This window comes from Exiguobacterium sp. s189 (assembly GCF_018617615.1).
GTDB lineage: Bacteria > Bacillota > Bacilli > Exiguobacteriales > Exiguobacteriaceae > Exiguobacterium > Exiguobacterium aestuarii_A.
This window is the reverse complement of record NZ_JACSKM010000002.1, coordinates 229,831-249,479: the sequence shown is the minus strand read 5'-3', so window position 1 is coordinate 249,479 and position 19,649 is coordinate 229,831. Positions and strand designations below refer to the sequence as shown.

23 protein-coding genes are annotated in these 19,649 nt (G+C 47.3%); all 23 read left to right on the top strand.

Going from position 1 to position 19,649, the window contains the following annotated elements; genetic code table 11:
- The first annotated feature begins 13 nt into the window (after positions 1 to 13).
- The 23 genes from KNO99_RS04055 (at position 14) to rseP (ending at position 19,643) form a co-directional block, all read left to right on the top strand.
- A complete protein-coding gene (locus KNO99_RS04055) occupies positions 14 to 379 on the top strand; it encodes a response regulator (protein WP_074034690.1) in 366 nt (121 codons plus the stop codon).
- Entirely contained in the window at positions 376 to 870 is a 495-nt protein-coding gene (locus tag KNO99_RS04050) for a flagellar biosynthetic protein FliO (RefSeq protein ID WP_074034689.1), read from the top strand. The genes KNO99_RS04055 and KNO99_RS04050 overlap by 4 nt, the downstream gene beginning before the upstream one ends.
- Positions 867 to 1,532, top strand: a complete 666-nt coding sequence (gene fliP / locus KNO99_RS04045; protein ID WP_074034688.1) for a flagellar type III secretion system pore protein FliP — start codon at positions 867 to 869, stop codon at positions 1,530 to 1,532. The genes KNO99_RS04050 and fliP overlap by 4 nt, the downstream gene beginning before the upstream one ends.
- A gap of 11 nt (positions 1,533 to 1,543) precedes the next feature.
- Positions 1,544 to 1,816 (top strand): flagellar biosynthesis protein FliQ, encoded by a 273-nt coding sequence (gene fliQ, locus KNO99_RS04040; protein ID WP_015881403.1) that lies wholly within the window; start codon positions 1,544 to 1,546, stop codon positions 1,814 to 1,816.
- Positions 1,813 to 2,583 carry a flagellar biosynthetic protein FliR gene (gene fliR / locus KNO99_RS04035; RefSeq protein WP_214745446.1) on the top strand — a complete coding sequence of 257 codons (771 nt, stop codon included), beginning with the start codon at positions 1,813 to 1,815 and terminating at the stop codon, positions 2,581 to 2,583. Before fliQ ends, fliR begins: the two co-directional genes overlap by 4 nt.
- Positions 2,580 to 3,674: a flagellar biosynthesis protein FlhB gene (gene flhB / locus KNO99_RS04030; RefSeq protein WP_214745445.1), complete on the top strand. Its 1,095-nt coding sequence runs from the start codon at positions 2,580 to 2,582 to the stop codon at positions 3,672 to 3,674. Before fliR ends, flhB begins: the two co-directional genes overlap by 4 nt.
- Before the next feature lie 13 nt (positions 3,675 to 3,687).
- On the top strand, positions 3,688 to 5,709 hold the full coding sequence (gene flhA / locus KNO99_RS04025) for a flagellar biosynthesis protein FlhA (RefSeq protein WP_256441161.1): 2,022 nt from the start codon (positions 3,688 to 3,690) through the stop codon (positions 5,707 to 5,709).
- Positions 5,710 to 6,783 carry a flagellar biosynthesis protein FlhF gene (locus KNO99_RS04020; RefSeq protein ID WP_214745443.1) on the top strand — a complete coding sequence of 358 codons (1,074 nt, stop codon included), beginning with the start codon at positions 5,710 to 5,712 and terminating at the stop codon, positions 6,781 to 6,783.
- A complete protein-coding gene (locus KNO99_RS04015; RefSeq protein ID WP_214745442.1) occupies positions 6,762 to 7,601 on the top strand; it encodes a MinD/ParA family protein in 840 nt (279 codons plus the stop codon). The genes KNO99_RS04020 and KNO99_RS04015 overlap by 22 nt, the downstream gene beginning before the upstream one ends.
- 19 nt (positions 7,602 to 7,620) lie before the next feature.
- Entirely contained in the window at positions 7,621 to 9,618 is a 1,998-nt protein-coding gene (locus KNO99_RS04010) for a chemotaxis protein CheA (RefSeq protein ID WP_214745441.1), read from the top strand.
- A 12-nt stretch (positions 9,619 to 9,630) separates the two neighbouring features.
- Positions 9,631 to 10,062 (top strand): chemotaxis protein CheW, encoded by a 432-nt coding sequence (locus KNO99_RS04005; protein ID WP_074034681.1) that lies wholly within the window; start codon positions 9,631 to 9,633, stop codon positions 10,060 to 10,062.
- Positions 10,052 to 10,651: a chemotaxis protein CheC gene (locus tag KNO99_RS04000; protein WP_214691834.1), complete on the top strand. Its 600-nt coding sequence runs from the start codon at positions 10,052 to 10,054 to the stop codon at positions 10,649 to 10,651. The genes KNO99_RS04005 and KNO99_RS04000 overlap by 11 nt, the downstream gene beginning before the upstream one ends.
- Positions 10,644 to 11,129 carry a chemotaxis protein CheD gene (locus tag KNO99_RS03995; RefSeq protein ID WP_074034679.1) on the top strand — a complete coding sequence of 162 codons (486 nt, stop codon included), beginning with the start codon at positions 10,644 to 10,646 and terminating at the stop codon, positions 11,127 to 11,129. The genes KNO99_RS04000 and KNO99_RS03995 overlap by 8 nt, the downstream gene beginning before the upstream one ends.
- A gap of 12 nt (positions 11,130 to 11,141) precedes the next feature.
- On the top strand, positions 11,142 to 11,912 hold the full coding sequence (locus KNO99_RS03990) for a FliA/WhiG family RNA polymerase sigma factor (RefSeq protein WP_214745439.1): 771 nt from the start codon (positions 11,142 to 11,144) through the stop codon (positions 11,910 to 11,912).
- 12 nt (positions 11,913 to 11,924) lie between these two features.
- On the top strand, positions 11,925 to 12,311 hold the full coding sequence (locus KNO99_RS03985) for a hypothetical protein (protein ID WP_214745437.1): 387 nt from the start codon (positions 11,925 to 11,927) through the stop codon (positions 12,309 to 12,311).
- 152 nt (positions 12,312 to 12,463) lie between these two features.
- Entirely contained in the window at positions 12,464 to 13,204 is a 741-nt protein-coding gene (gene rpsB / locus KNO99_RS03980; RefSeq protein ID WP_015881415.1) for a 30S ribosomal protein S2, read from the top strand.
- 117 nt (positions 13,205 to 13,321) lie between these two features.
- Complete coding sequence (tsf, locus tag KNO99_RS03975) at positions 13,322 to 14,203, top strand: translation elongation factor Ts (protein ID WP_074034676.1); 882 nt, start codon at positions 13,322 to 13,324, stop codon at positions 14,201 to 14,203.
- Positions 14,204 to 14,313: 110 nt separating this feature from the next.
- Positions 14,314 to 15,039 carry a UMP kinase gene (gene pyrH / locus KNO99_RS03970; protein ID WP_074034675.1) on the top strand — a complete coding sequence of 242 codons (726 nt, stop codon included), beginning with the start codon at positions 14,314 to 14,316 and terminating at the stop codon, positions 15,037 to 15,039.
- The gene (frr, locus tag KNO99_RS03965) at positions 15,036 to 15,596 is read left to right on the top strand and encodes a ribosome recycling factor (RefSeq protein WP_074034674.1); all 561 of its coding nucleotides are present in this window, start codon (positions 15,036 to 15,038) and stop codon (positions 15,594 to 15,596) included. Before pyrH ends, frr begins: the two co-directional genes overlap by 4 nt.
- Positions 15,597 to 15,680: 84 nt before the next feature.
- A complete protein-coding gene (locus KNO99_RS03960) occupies positions 15,681 to 16,418 on the top strand; it encodes an undecaprenyl pyrophosphate synthase (RefSeq protein ID WP_214745435.1) in 738 nt (245 codons plus the stop codon).
- 1 nt (position 16,419) lies between these two features.
- Positions 16,420 to 17,217, top strand: coding sequence for a phosphatidate cytidylyltransferase (locus KNO99_RS03955; RefSeq protein ID WP_214745433.1), 798 nt, complete (start codon positions 16,420 to 16,422; stop codon positions 17,215 to 17,217).
- Between the two features lie 14 nt (positions 17,218 to 17,231).
- Positions 17,232 to 18,389: a 1-deoxy-D-xylulose-5-phosphate reductoisomerase gene (dxr, locus tag KNO99_RS03950; protein ID WP_214745431.1), complete on the top strand. Its 1,158-nt coding sequence runs from the start codon at positions 17,232 to 17,234 to the stop codon at positions 18,387 to 18,389.
- 3 nt (positions 18,390 to 18,392) lie between these two features.
- Positions 18,393 to 19,643, top strand: coding sequence for an RIP metalloprotease RseP (gene rseP / locus KNO99_RS03945; RefSeq protein ID WP_214745429.1), 1,251 nt, complete (start codon positions 18,393 to 18,395; stop codon positions 19,641 to 19,643).
- The last annotated feature ends 6 nt before the right edge of the window (positions 19,644 to 19,649 follow it).

Genomic DNA, 19,649 nt, shown 5'->3' with positions numbered 1-19,649 from the left:
GGAGGAAATTAGAATGAGTGCAAAAGTATTAGTAGTAGACGACGCAGCTTTCATGCGTATGATGATCAAGGATATTTTGACAAAGAACGGATATGACGTAGTAGGTGAGGCGGAAAACGGAGCTGACGCGGTCGTAAAATATCGTGAGCTCACACCGGACCTCGTCACACTTGATATCACGATGCCAGAGATGGACGGACTTGCAGCATTGAAAGAGATTCGTAGTTTCGACTCGAACGCAAAAGTTATCATGTGTTCAGCGATGGGACAACAAGCGATGGTCATCGATGCGATTCAAGCAGGTGCGAAAGACTTCATCGTCAAACCGTTCAACGCAGAGCGCGTCATCGAAGCGGTTTCTAAAACGGTCGCACAATGAAGAAATGGTGGTTGATTATTCTTCTCGTGGTCGGTCTTTATATTCCGACCACGGTTGAGGCCGCCACCGTAGACCAACAATTCGAGCAAAAACAGACAGAAGAATTGGAAAGTAACGTTCCAACGACAGCGTCAACGATTGGGAATGGCGTGAAAGTCGTGTTGAGTCTCGTAGTCGTGGTCGGCGGTTTCATCGTCTTGATGCGTTGGCTCGGTTCCAAAACACAAGGTGTGAAAGCGACTCAGCATATGAAACATCTCGGAGGCGTCCCACTCGGAAAAGACCGTTCCGTCCAACTCGTGAAACTTGGAGATCAAGTCTATGTCCTCGGCGTCGGAGAATCGATTCAATTGATTGATCGACTCGATGCGGAAACGATGGACGAGGAGCAGTCGGAACCTTTGTCACTCCGAACGGCGAATTCGAATGCATTTTTGGATACCTTTAAGAAACAACTTGCTCAACTAGAAGAAGTGAGGAAGAAGTCATGACAACGTTTGAGCAATTAATCAATTTAGAGACACCAGACAGTACATCTACCTCGATCAAACTCTTGATTTTACTGACGTTATTGACACTTGCACCATCTTTTTTAATTTTGATGACGTGCTTCACACGTGTCGTCGTCGTCCTATCTTTCATTCGACCGGCGCTCGGTACACAGCAAACACCGCCAAACCAGTTGATTGTCGGATTGGCCTTGTTCATTACATTGTTCGTCATGTCTCCCGTTCTTTCTGATTTGAATGAGAACGCGTTGAAACCTTATCTCGATGACAAAATCTCACAAGATGAGGCGTTTGATGAAGCGAGCGGGACGATGAAAGAATTCATGTCGAAATATACAAGACAGGAAGATTTGCAACTCTTTTTGAAGTATGGGAACTATGAGCAACCTGAATCACTTGATGATGTACCACTTCTCGCGCTTGTCCCGGCTTATGCGATTAGTGAATTGAAGACAGCCTTTCAAATCGGATTCATGATTTTCTTGCCATTTTTAATTATCGATATGGTCGTCGCGAGTGTCCTCATGTCGATGGGGATGATGATGTTACCACCGGTCATGATCGCATTGCCGTTTAAATTATTGTTATTTGTATTGGTCGATGGCTGGCACTTAATTGTGGAATCATTGCTTAGAAGTATGTAGGGGGAACGGACATGACACAAGAAATGGTCATTTACTTGGCAACAGAGAGTGTGTGGACATTATTAAAAATTTCAATGCCATTGCTACTCATTTCACTGATTGTCGGTCTCGTGATCTCGATTTTACAGGCCACGACTCAAATTCAAGAACAGACGCTTTCGTTCGTTCCAAAAATCATTTCGGTCTTCATCGGTCTCGTCATCTTCGGACCATGGATGCTTCAACAAATTGAAGGATTTACGCGACTGATTTTTGAGCTGATGGTCGAGGTTGCGTCGAAATGAATGCGGTCGACTTCATCAGTATGTACGGTCTTACGTTTGCGCGACTTTCTGGCTTTTTTGTCAGTGTCCCTCTGTTCTCGACGAGGCAGTTGCCGGTTATGCATCGCGTCGGATTCAGCGCGTTTTTAGCGTATTACGCAATGTTCACATTGACTGAGCCAATCGTGATGACGAATGCGTTCGTCCTGCAAGTTGTCTATGAAGTCATGATTGGACTGTTACTCGGTCTATTGATTAATATTCTCTTTTTTGCTCCGCAGATTGCCGGTGGAGTCATCGATCTTCAACTCGGTTTGGCGATGGCTTCCGCATATGATCCGATGTTTGGCGGACAGTCGCCACTAATTGGACGATTTTATTATATTTTTACGCTGTTCATTTTATTGACGAGTAATTTACATTTACTCCTGATTGACGGTATATATTACAGTTTTCAAATCTATCCACCTGGTCAACCGATGATTAACTTCACGGAAGCTTCACTCATGATGGCAGTGAAAGTCGTTACGATGACGATGATGGTCGCCTTACAATTGGCTTTGCCGATGATGGCATCATTACTGCTGGTCGATTTGGCACTTGGTTTTTTAGCAAAATCGGCGCCGCAGTTCAATATCTTTGCCATCGGCTTTTCGTTTAAACTCATTGCCGGATTTGCCGTCATGGTGTTGTTAATGGGATTGACATTGACGGGTATTAGTCAGTTCATTCCGCTATTACAAGATGTGATGCACGACTTTATGCTCATACTAGGAGATGCCTCATGAAGAAGCCTCTATATCCTTTATCGGTCAACTTGCAGTTTTTTGCAGGTGAAAAAACAGAAAAAGCGACACCGCGTAAACGAGAGGATTCACGAAAGAAAGGGCAAGTCGCCAAATCAGCGGATTTGACGGGGGCATTTGCACTCTTTGCCATGTTTCTCATGCTATCTTTCTTCGGACCGATGATTGGGCAACAGCTGCTATCACTCATCGGAGATTTACTTAGCCCGCAATATCTACTCTTCAATGTATCTGAGGGCATGTCGGGTATGGTCATCGACTTGATGCTTCGAGTCGGATTGATTTTGGCTCCATTCTTCATCGTCGCTGTCGTGTTCGGGATTCTCATCAACTATTTACAAGTTGGAACGCTCTTTTCTTTGGAAGCAATCCAGCCAAAGCTCGAACGGATCGACCCGATTAAAGGGGTGAAACGGATTGTCAGCATGAAAGCGGTCGTCGAATTTTTAAAGTCCTTATTCAAATTTTTGATTATCCTGACAACCGCTGTCGCTGTCCTTTGGCAAAACCAAAAAGAATTGTCCCGTATGGCCGTCGAGCAGATTCGAGAATCCATCGTCGCGCTTGCGGGTATCACGATTGAGCTTGGGCTCTGGGTAAGTGTCGCCTTGCTCGCACTCGCATTGCTTGACTTTTTTTATCAACGATTTGATTTCGAAAAATCGATTCGAATGTCAAAGCAAGACATTAAAGACGAGTATAAAAACTCGGAAGGTGACCCACTCATCAAATCCAAGATTAAGCAGCAACAACGAGAAATGGCGATGCGACGGATGATGCAAGAAATTCCGAATGCCGACGTCGTCATCACAAACCCGACCCATTACGCGGTCGTCATCCGCTACGATGACACGAAAGATTTTGCGCCGCTCGTTGTCGCAAAAGGGGTCGACCGAGTCGCCTTTCATATTCGAGATGTCGCAAAAGAGCACGATGTGGCGATTGTCGAGAACAAGCCGCTCGCACGTGCGCTTTACGCACAAATCGATATTGGAGAAGTGGTGGACGAATCATTCTATCAAGCAATCGCGGAAGTGCTCGCGTTCGTCTATCAAATGAAGCAACCGTCTTGAGGAGGAGTATGTGTTGGCAGTAAAAGCGAAAGACTTTGCAGTTTTGATTGGTGTCTTGATGATTGTCATCATGCTGATCATCCCGTTACCGGGCTTTTTATTAGACTTTTTAATCATCGTAAATATTTTAATCGCCCTCATGATCTTACTTGTGGCGATGAACGCCAGAGAAGCGCTTGACTTCTCCGTATTCCCTTCTCTCTTATTGATTGTGACGTTGTTTCGTCTTGGTTTGAACGTATCGACGACCCGTTCAATCCTCTCGAACGGGTATGGAGGGGAAGTCATTGCAACGTTTGGTGACTTCGTCATCGGAGGAAATGTCCTTGTCGGATTCGTTGTCTTCCTAATCCTCGTCATCATTCAGTTCGTCGTCATCACGAAAGGTGCCGAGCGTGTATCTGAGGTATCTGCCCGCTTCACACTCGATGCGATGCCAGGGAAACAGATGGCCATCGATGCTGACTTGAACTCCGGATTAATTGATGACAAGGAAGCGCAGATGCGTCGCCGTAAAATTCAAAGCGAGGCCGACTTCTACGGTTCGATGGATGGGGCATCCAAGTTCGTCAAAGGGGACGCCATCGCCGGAATCATCATTGTGACGATTAACTTGATCTTCGGAATCATTATCGGTGTCGTTCAAATGGGATTACCGGTCGGGGAGGCGTTTAAAACATTCTCGCTCATGACGATCGGGGACGGACTCGTCAGTCAAATCCCGGCACTCTTGATTTCGACGGCGACCGGGATCATCGTGACCCGTGCCGTCTCAGACGGCAATTTAGGGGAGGATGTCATCGACCAGCTCGGTCAAAACCCATCGCTTCTCTATATCGCAGGAGGCGTCGTCTTTTTGCTCGGTTTCGTGTCACCTCCACTTATTCCGGTGACGATGATCATCGCAGGTACGGCGTTCTTCGGAGCGTATACGATGCGACGAAACATCCGGCAGGCGACGGAGGAACCGATCATGGAAGAAGAACCTTCGACGGCTCCGACAGAATCTGTCGTCTCGCTCTTACAAATCGATTCGATTGAATTCGAGTTCGGATACGGCTTGATCCCCCTTGCGGATGAGTCACAAGGCGGTGACTTGTTAGATCGTGTCGTCATGATTCGTCGTCAGCTTGCACTCGAACTCGGCTTCATCTTGCCGACGGTTCGCATTCGCGACCACCTACAACTCTCGCCGAACGCGTATCGCATCAAAGTGAAAGGAAACGTCGTCGCAGAAGGAGAGTTGTTACTCGACCACTATTTGGCGATGAGCCCAGGGATTGAAGACCCAGAAGTATATGGGATTGAAACGACGGAACCGGCATTCGGGCTCCCTGCCCTTTGGATTGATGAGGAGACACGGACGCGAGCTGAAATGAGTGGGTACACTGTCGTAGACCCACCATCCGTTGTCGCGACACATTTGACCGAAACGCTGAAAAAACATGCCGCTGATTTACTCGGTCGTGAAGAAACGAAACAACTTGTCGAGCACTTGAAGGAAACTCATCCGGTTCTTGTAGAAGATGTCACGCCTTCAGTCCTTTCAATCGGTGAGATTCAAAAAGTGCTACGTCACTTATTACAAGAGAACGTATCGATTCGAAACTTGCCTCTCTTGTTCGAGACAATGGCAGACTACGGAAAGGTAACGAAAGATGCAGAAATCCTCGGGGAATATTGTCGCCAAGGATTGTCACGTCAGCTGACCGATCAAGTCAAGCCACCAGAAGGTCCATTGTATGTGGTTACGTTAGGTGGTCAGACGGAACAGACCGTTCAAGATGCCGTACAGAAGACCGAGTTTGGGAACTATTTGGCGCTCGATCCGGAGCAAGCACGTGAGATCATCGAGCGTACAGGAGAACAATTGTCAATGTTTGAACGCTACGGTGCGTCAGCGGTGATTTTATGTTCACCAACGATTCGATTGTTCGTCCGACAATTGCTTGAACGATACTATCCAGATGTGCCTGTTTTGGCCTATAACGAGTTACTCAGTTCCGTCGAAGTGAAAAGTATTGGGGTGATTTAAATGCAAATTAAAAAATTTACAGCGAAAACGATGGCTGAGGCGATGACGAAAGTGAAGCAAGAGCTAGGTGATGAAGCGGTCATCCTCAATTCGCGGCAAGTGAAAACCGGATGGTTTGGTTTATTCGCTTCGAAACAAGTGGAAGTCATCGCCGCACTCGAAAAAGAGAAGGCGGTCACGAAGCCAAGGCGAACAGAATCGGTTCGACAAGAGCCGACAACAGCACCTGCACCAACACCATCACCTCAAGTACCGTCAACACCTCGTATGGTAGGAGGGACAGCACCAAGGCTCCACTCGTCACTACAGCACATCGATGCGTTACTTTCGACGGAGTCGTTCGCAGAAGAGTCATGGGAAGAGACGTTAAATGAGCTTTACTATACGACGAAATCTGTGGAAGTAGCCGAACGATTCGTGTATGAGCAAGTCAAGTCATCCTTTATCGACCCGCCTGAAGCGAAACGATATGTCATGCTCGTTGGACCGACGGGTGTCGGGAAAACGACGACGCTTGCCAAGCTAGCTGCACATTTCAAATTGACAGAAGGAAAAACGGTCGGGCTGATTACGACAGATACGTATCGAATCGCGGCTATCGAACAGTTGAAGACGTACGCCGAAATCATGAGTATCCCGGTAGAGGTCGCATATGATTTTCACGACTTCAAACGGGCCAAGCAATTATTTGCGCGAAAAGATATTGTATTGATCGATACGGCAGGTCGAAACTTCCGAGACCCAGCCTACGTGGAACAATTTCACGAACATCATGACTTCACCGAAACGAGTCTATCGCTTGTATTGAGTTTGACTTCCAAAATGAAAGATATGGATATGATTTATTCCCAGTTCGAATCCCTCCCCCTCAGTTCGCTCATCTTCACCAAAGCGGATGAGACGAGTGACATTCACGCGATGTATCGAATGGTGAAAAAGAGCAGCTTGCCTGTCGCATGGATGACAGACGGTCAAGAGGTGCCAGATGATTTGATTCGAGGAGATGCGGAAGCATTGACGAAACGACTGTTCGAGAAAGAAGGGTGGGCCAGATGGACCAAGCAAGGCGTTTAAGAGCAATCAATGATGTCCATCCGACGACCATCGCTTTTGCAAGCGGAAAAGGCGGCGTTGGAAAGACGAACGTTTGCGTCAACACGGCCATCGCCCTTTCGGAACTCGGGAAACGGGTGTTGATCGTCGACTTTGATATCGGCATGGCCAACGTCCATATCTTGATGAACGCAATGAAGTCGAGAACGATGATTGAGTCTGTAAAAGCTCGTATTCCATTGGCTTCAGCTGTTCAGAAAAATGTGCATGGTGTCGATATATTACATGGAGGGAGTGGACAAGACCAACTCGTCCATCTCTCAGATGATGACATGCAATTTCTCATGCGAGAACTCGAAGTACTGACCGCATATGATTACGTCCTTTTCGATATGGGCGCCGGGGCGACGGACACCTCCCTGCAATTTATTGCGGGGTGTGACGAAATGTTTTTAATTTTAACACCGGAACCGACTTCGCTCATGGACGGGTACGCATATACAAAACTAGTGCATCATCAATATCCCGACTTACCACTCGGCGTCATTGTGAACCGAGCTCAGTCTGGAGAGGAAGCACTGCAATGTTTCGAACGGATGGAAGTCGCATGCAAGCAGTTTTTAAACAAGACGATTCGATTCCTCGGATTTTTACCGGATGACCCTTCAGTAAGAAAGGCAGTCATCGCACAAGTCCCGTTTTATCAATACAATCGAAAAAGTGATATTAGCTGGCGGCTCGAACGAATTTTGACAACGCTTACGGGAACGCCTCCAAAACCACGTCACTTGATGGACCGTTTGATGGGGAACTTACGGAAACAATGGAACCGAGTATAACGACAGGGAGGCAATAAAGATGGACGTGAACGAATACTTAGGGTTGTTTTTAGATGAATCCCAAGAACATATCCAATCGATCAACACACAGTTACTTAAGTTAGAACAGTCGGGTGGGGCGGATGTCGTTCAAGAGATTTTCCGGTCTGCACATACGTTAAAAGGGATGTCCTCGACGATGGGGTACGAACACGTGGCCAATTTGACGCATGAGATGGAAAGTGCACTCGACCTTGTGCGTGGCGGTAAAAAAGAAAGCAACCAACTTTTGTTGGACACGATGTTCATCGCTATGGAACAGATGGAGGACATGATTGCTGACATTGAGAACGGCGGACGAGGTGCGAACGTGGACGTTTCTGAAACGGTCGCTGCCTTCCAATCGTTTATCGGTGGAAAAGAGGTTGTGGTTACTGAGGTAAAAGAGTCAAATACATTCGAAGTCGACCTTTATACGAATTCAGTAATCGACCAGGCGAAACAAACTGGGTTTGAAGCGTATCAAATCACTGTAAAACTATCAGACGCTGTCGTCTTAAAAGCGGCTCGGGCTTACATGGTGTTTGATCGCCTTCAAGAACTCGGTGAAGTGGTACGGACACATCCGGAAACAGAAGAAATTGAACAAGAGCAATTCGACTTGTCGTTTGACGTCTTGTTCCTCTCACAAGAGACAGCGGAAGTCATCGAACACGCCATCGCCCAGGTGTCGGAAGTGGAGCGTGTCGAAGTCAATGTGTTCACAGGGGCGTCAGAAAGCGAACCAGAAGTCGCAGTCACAGCCGAAGTGGTAGTCCCAGAACCAGTGGTGCAGACAGCTCCAGACCAGGAAGAAAAAGAAACGAAAGATACGAAAGAACAAGTTGCGGCCCAGGCACAAGCGAAGACGATTCGTGTCAACTTGGAACGAATTGATCGTCTCATGAACTTGTTCGAAGAATTCATCATCGATCGTGGGCGTTTGGAACGACTCGCTGACGAGGTGGGGCAACCAGAATTGAATGAAACGGTTGAAAAAATCAAGCGGGGTACGAACGAACTGCAATCTCTCGTCTTGACACTTCGCATGATGCCGATTGAGCAAGTGTTCAATCGCTTCCCACGCATGGTTCGCTCGGTCGCGAAAGAAATTCATAAGAAAGTTCAATTGGATATTTCGGGTGCGGAGACAGAACTTGATCGGACGGTCATCGATGAAATTGGCGACCCGCTCGTTCACTTGATTCGGAATGCAATCGACCATGGAATCGAACGCCCTGAAGTTCGCGTGAAAGCAGGCAAGCCGGAACAAGGCATGCTAGCCCTCCGCGCTTATCATGGCGGTAACCGCGTCTTCATTGAGATTGAGGATGATGGTGCCGGCATCAACGTCGACAAAGTTCGCTCGAAAGCATTAGAACGTGGCGTCATTTCGGATGAAGAGGCGACCATGATGTCTGAGAACGAGCTGGCGATGCTGATCTTCGCCCCAGGCTTCTCGACAGCAGATGTGGTAACGGACCTTTCAGGTCGTGGTGTCGGACTCGATGTCGTCAAAAATAAAATCGAGTCGCTTGGTGGTGTCGTTTCATTAGAGACGGTCGCAGGACAAGGAACAAAATTCCAGGTCAGCTTGCCACTCACCCTCTCCATCATCTCGGCCATGCTCGTACAAGTCGGTGAGGAATCGTATGCGATTCCGTTGTCATCGATTCTTGAGACAACCTTACTTGATGAAGCGGACATTTTGACGGCGCATCGTGAGCGCGTCTTTGATTTCCGTGGGCAATTGGTTCCACTCGTCTACTTAAAAGAAATGTTCGGAATCGAATCAGAAACGAAGTCCCAATTCCCGGTCGTCGTCGTTCGAAAAGGTAACAAACTCGTTGGTGTCGTCGTCAACGAGTTGATTGGCCAACAAGAAATTGTCATGAAACCGCTCGGTACGTATCTTGAAGGGATTCCTGCTATCTCAGGTGCGACCATTCTCGGTGACGGTCGCGTCGCCCTTATCGTAGATAGTAACGATCTCTTTTAAGGAGGAATATAGATGGAACAGAAATGGGTAGTCTTTTCACTTGAAGAAAATACGTACGGGATCGATGTGCAATCGGTCCGCTCAATCGAGCGACTTCAGCCAATCACACGCGTTCCGAATGCCCCGTCACACGTGAAAGGGGTCATTAATCTTCGAGGTGTCGTCACACCGGTCATCGATCTTCGTTTACGCCTCGGTTATGAAGAAATCGAACCGACGGATGAGACACGTATTTTAATCGCATCATTGAATCAAGGGGACGCGGGCTTTATCGTTGACCGGGCAAATGAAGTTGTCGAGAGTGATGAAGTGCGGATTGAACCGATTCCTGAATCGAGTCGCGACATGATTTCAGCACACTTGACAGCAATCGCTAAAGGGGAAGACAAACTCTTCTCGCTTCTCGATGCGAATGCGTTGTTTGAGGAACAATATGCTGAGTGAGTTTGAGCAAGACTTGTTAAAGGAACTGGGAAATATAGGGTCTGGTCATGCGGCTACTGCGTTATCCGCCATGTTAGCCAAACCGGTGAATATCACGGTCTCCTCGGCTGAAATGGAGCCGATCTCGTATTTACCTGATCGAGTGGGTGGTCCGGAGCGACACGTCGCTTCGGTGCTACTCGAGTTAGATGGTGAGATTCGCGGCATGATTCTTATTTTATTTGCCGTTGAGGACGCCGAGCAGATGGTGTCGACACTGATCGGCATGCCGTTCTCATTCCAATCTGGTGATGAACTCGGACAGTCGGCCTGGGAAGAGGTCGGGAATATTATGAGTGGTGCGTACGCACGTGCACTAGGGGATTGGTTGCAGACTCCAATCATGATCCAAGTACCGGCAACCGCCATCGATATGGCGGGATCGATCGTCGAGTTTGTCGTCACATCGGTTCAACCGGAGGAAGACGCCGCATTGTATATCGATACGACCTTTATGATTGATCAAAAAGTAAGTGCAGGACATGTGTTGTTCCTACCAACACATGGTTCACTCAAACGCATTCAAGAACGGTTGATTGGTCATGGCTGACGTTTTAAAAATTGGCATCGCCGAGTGGAAGCAAACGACGGCACCGAATCGGTTACGGACAGCCGGACTTGGTTCGTGTGTAGGCGTCATCTTATATGACACTCGTCTCCAATTGGCGGCAATGGCGCATGTCATGTTACCTGACTCGACCATTGCGCGGAAGAATCAAGCGATTGAAGTAGGAAAATATGCGGACACAGCCATCGATACGCTCGTCCGTTCTCTCAAACGAGAGGGAGCGACGCGGCTACAAGCGAAAATGGCTGGTGGGGCACAAATGTTTCAATTTAAATATGAGAATGAAGCGATGCGAATCGGTGAACGAAACGCCGAGGCGATTCGTCAAGCATTAAAGGTTCATCGGATTCCGCTCGTGGCCGAAGATTGTGGCGGTCATAACGGACGGACGATTGAGTTCGATGTTGCGACATCGGTCTTATCGATTCGGACGGTGAGCGTAGGTACGAAAGAACTATAAGGGGGGATCGACATGACGACTCATCTTACACAGTTGTGGGATCGCTGGAATACGGACCGTGATATGGATACAGCAAACGAACTACTAGCACATTACGAGTTTCTCATCCACTACCACGTACAACGGATGATCGTGACGCTTCCAAAGAGCGTCGAACGCGACGAATTGAAAAGTTTGGGTTACATGGGATTGTACGATGCCCTTATGAAATATGATCCAGAGCATAACAATAAATTTGATACGTACGCTGCGTTTCGAATTCGAGGAGCTATTATCGATGGATTGCGCAAAGTAGACTGGTTACCTCGTTCGGTTCGTGAGAAAGTAAAAAAAATCGATCAGGTAGCAGAACAACTTGAACAATCACTTCATCGCGCTCCGACGAAGAATGAGTTGGCAGTCGCCTGTGACCTTCCTGTTTCTGAGATTGAACGGACGATGGCAGAAGGATATTTTGCCAATATGTTATCGATTGATGAGGCTGTGACGTTACAAGAAGAAGGCAAAGTGATGTCTGTCACGTACTTCGATCCAGACTCCGAAAAACCAGAAGACACACTCCTTCAACGAGAATTGATTGACGTGCTCGCGACAGAAGTGGACCATCTATCGGAAAAAGAACGGCTCGTCGTATCGTTATTTTATTTTGATGAATTGACATTGACTGAGATTGGGGAAGTGCTCGAACTATCGACTTCCCGCATTTCTCAAATTCATTCAAAGGCCTTGAAGACGTTGAAACAAGCGCTTGGACGGTCCTATTTAGAAGAAAAGACATCGTGAGGAGATGAACAAGTGTATATTGTGTATGTAGTAACGGCTTGTTTGGTTGCTTACGGTTTTTTATTCGGATACCGTCAAGTCCAGACGTTACAAGAACGGATCGAACGACTCGAACGGGAGAAGCAGGAAACGGAGACATTGCTTCTCTCGTTCATGGAGTCGATGAACGACCTTGTCACGAAGGAACCGGTAGAGCGTAAAGCGGACGTTCATCAGGAAGACTCGATACTTGTTGAAGCAAACATTGAGTCCGTGTCCGATGAGTTGAATGAAGAGAACTCAACAACGTCGGTTGACGTAGACGATGTGTTACTGCGCCACTCGGTTCGAGACGCGGCCCGCATCCTCGGAAAAGGGGAAGGTGAACTCGCGCTATATGCGAAACTTCGCAAAAAGTGAGAGTTGCCGGATTTCGTGACATATGCTATAGTAGTTCTCGGTGTTAAACACATCACACACGTCTCGGGATGATATTCCTCGGTGCCGAAAGGTCGGAATACAACAATGAACGAGGCGGAGGACTTTTTTAAACCACAAGGAGGAAATTTATCATGGCAGTAATTTCAATGAAGCAATTGCTTGAAGCTGGTGTACACTTCGGTCACCAAACACGCCGTTGGAACCCAAAAATGGCGAAATACATCTTCACAGAGCGTAACGGGATCTACATCATCGACCTTCAAAAAACGGTCAAAAAAGTAGACGAAGCTTACAACTTTGTTCGTGAACTCGCGGCAGAAGGCGGAAACGTCCTCTTCGTTGGTACGAAAAAACAAGCTCAAGATACAATCAAAGAAGAAGCAATCCGTTCTGGTATGTTCTTCATTAACGAGCGTTGGTTGGGTGGAACACTCACTAACTTCTCAACAATCAAAAAGCGTATTAACCGCTTGAAGCAACTCGAAAAAATGGAAGAAGACGGCACGTTCGAAGTGCTTCCTAAGAAAGAAGTCATCATCTTGAAAAAAGAAATGACTCGTCTTGAGAAGTTCCTCGGCGGAATCAAGGATATGCCTGGTGTGCCTGACGCACTCTTCATCGTTGACCCACGTAAAGAGCGTATCGCAATCGCGGAAGCTCACAAATTGAACATCCCAATCGTTGCGATTGTCGACACAAACTGTGACCCAGATGAAATCGACTACGTTATCCCAGCGAACGACGATGCAATTCGTGCAGTTAAGTTGCTCACTTCGAAAATGGCAGATGCGATCATCGAAGCGAAGCAAGGTGAAGAAGAAGTTGCTGAAGAAGCTGTAGCGACAGAAGCTGAAGCTACAGAAGCTGAGTAATCAGTGAGACAATAGGTGATAAAGGGAAAGCCTTTTATCACCTTTTTTTAGGACAAGTATTCAAAAAGCCTCGTGCTTTTTCTTAAAATTCGTAAGTTTTACAAGGAGGAATTTCCGATGGCAGTTACAGCAGCAATGGTAAAAGAACTTCGTGAAAAAACAGGAGCAGGAATGCTCGATTGCAAAAAAGCACTCGTTGAAACAGACGGTGACATGCAAGCAGCAATCGACTTCCTTCGCGAAAAAGGAATCGCTAAAGCAGCAGCAAAAGGTGATCGTATCGCCGCTGAAGGTTTGACAGCAGTAGCAGTTGAAGGCAACAAAGCTGTGCTCGTCGAAATCAACTCAGAAACAGACTTCGTTGCGAAGAACGAGAAGTTCCAAACACTCGTCAACAACGTAGCAAAAGCAGTACTCGCTTCAGGCGCAACAACTGCAGAAGCAGCACTCGCAGCTGATTACGAAGCAGGCAAAACGCTTGAAACGTACATCCAAGAAGAAGCTTCTACAATCGGAGAGAAAATCTCACTCCGCCGTGTGGCTGTTCTTGAAAAAGCTGACGACGCTGTATTCGGTACGTACCTCCACATGGGTGGTCGCATCGGTTCTGTAGTCGTAATCGACGGCACGTCTGACGAAACAGTTGCAAAAGACGTTGCAATGCACGTTGCAGCAGCACGTCCACTTTACGCGACACGCGATGAAGTATCAGCTGAAGAAATCGACCGTGAGAAGAAAGTCTTGACTGAGCAAGCTCTTAACGAAGGCAAACCTGCTAACATCGTTGAGAAGATGATTGCTGGTCGCATGAACAAGTACTTCGAGGAAATCTGCCTCGTAGACCAAACGTTCGTAAAAGACGGCGACTTCAAAGTTGGTAAGTATGTAGAATCTAAAGGCGGGAAAGTCAACTCATTCGTACGCTTCGAAGTAGGAGAAGGTATGGAGAAACGTGAAGAGAACTTTGCTGAAGAAGTTATGAACCAACTTAAAAAATAATCTGCGTCATCGTATATGATGCATTCAAAATTGGGAACACGTCTTTATAACCTTGAGTTAGTTCGTTAAGGGAGCGTGTTCCCTTTTTTCAAGCAAGAGGAGGCAAAGTTATGGAACCGAAATATAAACGAATTGTGTTAAAATTGAGTGGAGAAGCGCTCGCTGGAGATCAAGGTTATGGGATTGACCCTAACATTGTAAACTCAATCTCAAATCAAATTAAAGAATTGATCGAGATGGGTGTAGAAGTGGCCGTGGTTGTTGGTGCCGGAAACATTTGGCGTGGAAAGACGGGTAGTGAACTTGGGATGGACCGGGCAAACGCAGACTACATGGGAATGCTCGCCACTGTCTTAAACTCACTTGCCCTTCAAGACAGCCTTGAAACGTACGGTGTCCAAACGCGTGTCCAAACATCAATTGAAATGCGACAAGTTGCTGAGCCATACATTCGTCGCCGGGCAATGCGTCACCTTGAAAAAGGTCGCGTCGTCATCTTTGCAGCGGGTACAGGAAACCCATATTTCTCAACGGATACGACAGCTGCACTTCGCGCTGCTGAAATCGAAGCCGATGTCATTTTAATGGGTAAAAACAATGTGGACGGCGTCTACTCTGCCGATCCGAAATTGGATGCCACTGCAGTGAAATATGAATCGTTGTCATACCTTGATGTCTTAAAAGACGGGCTTCAAGTCATGGACTCAACGGCAACATCACTCTGTATGGACAATCACATTCCATTGATTGTATTCTCATTGCTTGAAGAAGGTAACATTAAACGTGTCGTACTCGGGGAACATATCGGGACGGTAGTAGGAGGAGTCAATTCATGAGTGTCAAAGAAGTATTGCAAACAGCTGAAGAAAAAATGGAAAAAGCGCACACGTCACTGAAACGTGATTTTGGTACGCTTCGCACTGGCCGTGCCAGCGCATCGATTTTGGATCCTGTTCAAGTTGATTACTATGGTGTTCCAACACCACTCAATCAAGTAGCAAACATCAATACACCAGAAGCGCGCTTGCTCTTGATTCAACCATGGGATAAATCAATGGTTTCTGAAGTAGAAAAAGCGATTCAAAAGGCAGACCTCGGCTTGTCTCCATCTTCTGACGGAACAGTCATCCGTTTGGCGATTCCTGCCTTGACGGAAGAACGTCGTAAAGAATTGGTTAAAATCACGAAGAAATATGCGGAAGAGGCGAAAGTCGCTGTCCGTAACGTTCGCCGTGATGCTAACGAAAACTTGAAAAAACTCGAAAAAGATGGCGAGTTAACAGAAGACGATCTCCGCGGATATGCAGATGACGTTCAAACGTTGACGGATTCGTATATCAAGAAGATTGATGAATCTGCAGCAACGAAAGAAAAAGAAATCATGGAAGTGTAATCACGGAAGTGGTATACCAAAAAGCTGTGTGGGGACCCTTTTTCTGAGAGGGTCCTTCTTTCATACAATCAGGAGGATAACAGAATGTTTAAATGGGTGAATCCTAAAACAAAAATCGAGGCAGAATTAAGTGTTCCTGAGCACGTAGCCATCATCATGGATGGAAATGGACGTTGGGCCAAAAAACGTGGTCTCCCTCGCATCATGGGTCACCGAGAAGGGATGAAGTCAATCCGTGAAGCGGTTCGGACAGCGCAAGAACTCGGGATTCAATCACTGACGCTTTACGCGTTCTCTACGGAGAACTGGACTCGTCCGGAAGAGGAAGTCTCATTCTTGATGAAGTTGCCGAAACAGTTTTTAGAGACCGATTTGAAGGAACTTCATGAACAGAACGTCCAGGTGCTTGTCGCTGGGGACACGACGAAGCTTCCACGCGAGACGCGGGAGGCTGTCGATCAGGCGAGAGAACGGACTGCCACAAATACAGGCTTGAAACTCGTTTTCGCACTCAACTATGGTGGTCGGGATGAGCTCGTCCAAGCGATGCGTAGCATTGCCGAGGATGTACAGTCTGGTATGCTAATGTCAGACGCCGTGGATGATCAGTTAATCGGTGAACGTCTCATGACTCACGTTCAAGATGTGGACCTCATCATACGTACAAGCGGTGAACAACGACTCTCAAACTTTTTACTTTGGCAAAGCGCATATGCTGAACTCCACTTTACAGAAGTATTGTGGCCAGAATTTAAGCGTGAGCATTTTGTAGAAGCGATTGAATCTTACAACGCGCGCACGCGACGTTTTGGTGGGGTGTAACATGAAGACACGAATTATTACAGGACTTTGGGCGGGCGCAATCTTTATTACCGTCATTGCACTTGGTGGTAACGCCTTTGTTTCTTTAATGGGGATTCTCGCCCTCATTGGATTGAGCGAGTTTACGTTGATGCGTAAACATAAACTGTTGGCATTCCCATTTTTAGTGACATCGCTCCTCGTTGCTTTCCCGTTTGTCTTGTTGTTACTGGAAACGCGAATCGTCACGGACGAGATGCCGTTCACGATTGAACAGTGGCTCGTATTAGGGCTTGTGTTATTACTGTTTTGGACGGTTGTCACAAAAAATCGATTCACATATGAAGATGCAGGATTCTATTTCGTATCCGCTGTCTACTTGGTCGTCGGTTTCTCAAGTTTCGCGCTCGTACGCCTATCTGACGATGGGTTGTCGAAAGTGTTGCTTATTTTGTTCATGATTTGGGCGACGGATTCTGGAGCCTATTTCACTGGGAAAGCGTTCGGGAAGGCAAAATTATGGCCATCGATCAGCCCGAATAAGACGATTGAAGGGGCAATCGGCGGAATTGTATCGGCCATTGTACTCGGCATCATCTTCGTCTGGATCGATCCGATCTTACCCGTATTAGAAGTGATTATTTTAGCCATTGTCGTTGCTGTCGTCGGACAGCTCGGTGATTTGGTACAATCCGCTTATAAACGTCAGTTCGGAGTAAAAGATTCGGGTCATCTCTTACCTGGCCACGGAGGAATCCTTGACCGGTTCGACAGTATGATTGCGGTTTTTACCGTCATTTGGGTGTTTAATCTGCTATAAGAAGGAGTGTCGAGATGAAGCGAATTAGCTTAATTGGGGCGACAGGTTCGATTGGCGTGCAGACATGTGACGTCATCGAACAGCACCCCGACCTGTTTGAATTAGAGGCGTATGCGTTCGGCACGAACGTCGATGTTGCCACGGAATGGATCAATCGACTTAGACCAAAATATGTGTCGGCGACAAGTATCGAAGTACTCGAACAATTGAAGCCGCGCCTTACATATGAACCTCTATATTTCATCGGTCCTGAAGGTCTCAAAGAGTGTGCGACGGCAGAACGCGCGGATATCGTCGTGACAGCAGTCGTGGGAGCGGTCGGTCTCGAGCCGACGCTTGCTGCGATTCAAGCAGGAAAAGATATTGCACTCGCCAACAAAGAAACACTCGTTACGGCAGGGCATCTCGTCAAGGCGGCCGTGAAAGAACATGGGGTTAAACTTTTACCGGTCGATAGCGAGCATTCTGCCATCTACCAATGTTTGAACGGGGAACGAAGAGAAGATGTTTCAAAAATTATTTTAACTGCGTCTGGCGGAAGTTTTCGTGACCGTTCACGGGAAGAACTAGCCGACGTGACGGTTGAAGATGCATTGAATCATCCGAACTGGTCGATGGGGGCGAAGATCACAATCGACTCTGCGACGATGTTTAATAAAGGGCTCGAGGTGATCGAGGCACACTGGCTGTTCGATATCGACTATAATGATATTGAAGTCATCTTGCATCGGGAATCGATTATTCACTCGATGGTCGAATTTAAAGATGCGGCTGTGATGGCACAACTCGGAAACCCGGATATGCGGGGACCGATTCTCTATGCGCTTTCGGAACCGAAGCGGCTTGAAATTGAGGGGAATAAGCGGTTAAACTTGAAAGAAATCGGTAAGCTACATTTTCAAGAGGCTGATTTCAACCGTTATCCGGCACTTCGGTTAGCGTTTGAAGCAGGAAGAATTGGCGGCTCGATGCCGACAGTCCTGAATGCGGCCAATGAAATGGCAGTGGACCTGTTCCTAAACGGTCAGATCACGTTCTTAGAAATTGAACGACTCGTTGAAGAGGCGATGGCTCAACATGAAGTGATTGCCGAACCGACGCTCGCACAAATTCTAGAAGTGGACCAAGCAGTACGTCAACAGATTCAGCAAGGAATTGAAGGTGGGGAATAAATCATGACGACTTTTATCGCCATCGTCCTGATGTTCGGGGTTCTCATTTCTGTACACGAGTGGGGACACCTCGTCATGGCGAAACGGGCAGGCATTCTCTGTCACGAGTTTGCAATCGGATTCGGTCCGAAAATTGTTTCATTCCGTAAAAATGAAACGCTCTATACCATCCGTCTCTTACCAATCGGTGGCTATGTCAAAATGGCTGGGGAAGATTTCGAACCGATTGAAGTACGTGCAGGGCAGCACGTTGGACTTCGTTTAACCGAACAAGGCACAGTGGATCGGGTCTATTTTCAGCCGGACACCGCTACGGATGTTCAAGTCGTCGGTACCGTCGATAAATTTGATGCGACGCATGAATTAAAAGTACAGCTCCTCATCGATGAGGAAGTACGTGTCTATTCGTTAGAACGGGATACACTTCTTGTCGACCAAGGGATGGAAATTCAAATCGCACCGTATGATCGCACGTTCGGTGCCCAATCGGTATGGAAACGGGTCTTGGCGATTGCAGCCGGTCCAGCGATGAATTTCGTGTTAGCGTTCATCTTGCTCATTATCGTTGGTCTCGTTCAAGGAACGCCGACGAACGATGGTCGAATCGGTACCGTTCAACCTGATTCAGCCGCTGATGAGGCAGGGTTGATGAGTGGAGATGAAATTGTTTCGATTGAAGGCGAACCAGTCACGGATTGGCTCGACTTGCGCACGGCTCTAGCTGACCGCGCCGATACGCCAACGGATGTCACGTACGTCCGTGATGGTGAGGAGGAGACCGTCACCGTCACACCACAAGCGGTTGAACAAAATGGCGAAACGGTCGGGATTCTAGGTGTCACGAACGCATTAGAGCGTTCACCGGTCAAAGCCGTGACGACAGGTGCTGAGACGACTTGGACGATGTCCACCCTCATCTTCTCAGCCGTCGGTGATTTAGTGACGGGACAAGTTGGTGTCGATCAATTGGCAGGACCTGTTGGAATCGTTCGGATGACAGATGAAGTGGCAGCGAGCGGTTTGATCATGTTGTTGAACTGGACAGCGCTCCTTTCCGTCAACCTCGCTATCTTCAACTTGCTCCCACTTCCGGCTTTGGATGGAGGACGTTTGATCTTCCTCTTATTCGAAGCGGTGCGAGGGCGTCCGATTGATCCGAAAAAGGAAGGATTCGTCCACTTTATCGGATTTGCCTTATTGATGATCTTAATGTTGATTGTCACTTGGAACGACATTCAATCATTCTTTAAATAAGCTGTT

Bases quoted from the DNA above. Each gene is read 5' to 3' on its own strand.
- KNO99_RS04055 (WP_074034690.1), top strand. From the start codon at position 14: ATGAGTGCAAAAGTATTAGTAGTAGACGACGCAGCTTTCATGCGTATG.
- KNO99_RS04050 (WP_074034689.1), top strand. From the start codon at position 376: ATGAAGAAATGGTGGTTGATTATTCTTCTCGTGGTCGGTCTTTATATT.
- fliP (WP_074034688.1), top strand. From the start codon at position 867: ATGACAACGTTTGAGCAATTAATCAATTTAGAGACACCAGACAGTACA.
- fliQ (WP_015881403.1), top strand. From the start codon at position 1,544: ATGACACAAGAAATGGTCATTTACTTGGCAACAGAGAGTGTGTGGACA.
- fliR (WP_214745446.1), top strand. From the start codon at position 1,813: ATGAATGCGGTCGACTTCATCAGTATGTACGGTCTTACGTTTGCGCGA.
- flhB (WP_214745445.1), top strand. From the start codon at position 2,580: ATGAAGAAGCCTCTATATCCTTTATCGGTCAACTTGCAGTTTTTTGCA.
- KNO99_RS04020 (WP_214745443.1), top strand. From the start codon at position 5,710: ATGCAAATTAAAAAATTTACAGCGAAAACGATGGCTGAGGCGATGACG.
- KNO99_RS04015 (WP_214745442.1), top strand. From the start codon at position 6,762: ATGGACCAAGCAAGGCGTTTAAGAGCAATCAATGATGTCCATCCGACG.
- KNO99_RS04010 (WP_214745441.1), top strand. From the start codon at position 7,621: ATGGACGTGAACGAATACTTAGGGTTGTTTTTAGATGAATCCCAAGAA.
- KNO99_RS04005 (WP_074034681.1), top strand. From the start codon at position 9,631: ATGGAACAGAAATGGGTAGTCTTTTCACTTGAAGAAAATACGTACGGG.
- KNO99_RS04000 (WP_214691834.1), top strand. From the start codon at position 10,052: ATGCTGAGTGAGTTTGAGCAAGACTTGTTAAAGGAACTGGGAAATATA.
- KNO99_RS03995 (WP_074034679.1), top strand. From the start codon at position 10,644: ATGGCTGACGTTTTAAAAATTGGCATCGCCGAGTGGAAGCAAACGACG.
- KNO99_RS03990 (WP_214745439.1), top strand. From the start codon at position 11,142: ATGACGACTCATCTTACACAGTTGTGGGATCGCTGGAATACGGACCGT.
- rpsB (WP_015881415.1), top strand. From the start codon at position 12,464: ATGGCAGTAATTTCAATGAAGCAATTGCTTGAAGCTGGTGTACACTTC.
- tsf (WP_074034676.1), top strand. From the start codon at position 13,322: ATGGCAGTTACAGCAGCAATGGTAAAAGAACTTCGTGAAAAAACAGGA.
- pyrH (WP_074034675.1), top strand. From the start codon at position 14,314: ATGGAACCGAAATATAAACGAATTGTGTTAAAATTGAGTGGAGAAGCG.
- frr (WP_074034674.1), top strand. From the start codon at position 15,036: ATGAGTGTCAAAGAAGTATTGCAAACAGCTGAAGAAAAAATGGAAAAA.
- KNO99_RS03960 (WP_214745435.1), top strand. From the start codon at position 15,681: ATGTTTAAATGGGTGAATCCTAAAACAAAAATCGAGGCAGAATTAAGT.
- KNO99_RS03955 (WP_214745433.1), top strand. From the start codon at position 16,420: ATGAAGACACGAATTATTACAGGACTTTGGGCGGGCGCAATCTTTATT.
- dxr (WP_214745431.1), top strand. From the start codon at position 17,232: ATGAAGCGAATTAGCTTAATTGGGGCGACAGGTTCGATTGGCGTGCAG.
- rseP (WP_214745429.1), top strand. From the start codon at position 18,393: ATGACGACTTTTATCGCCATCGTCCTGATGTTCGGGGTTCTCATTTCT.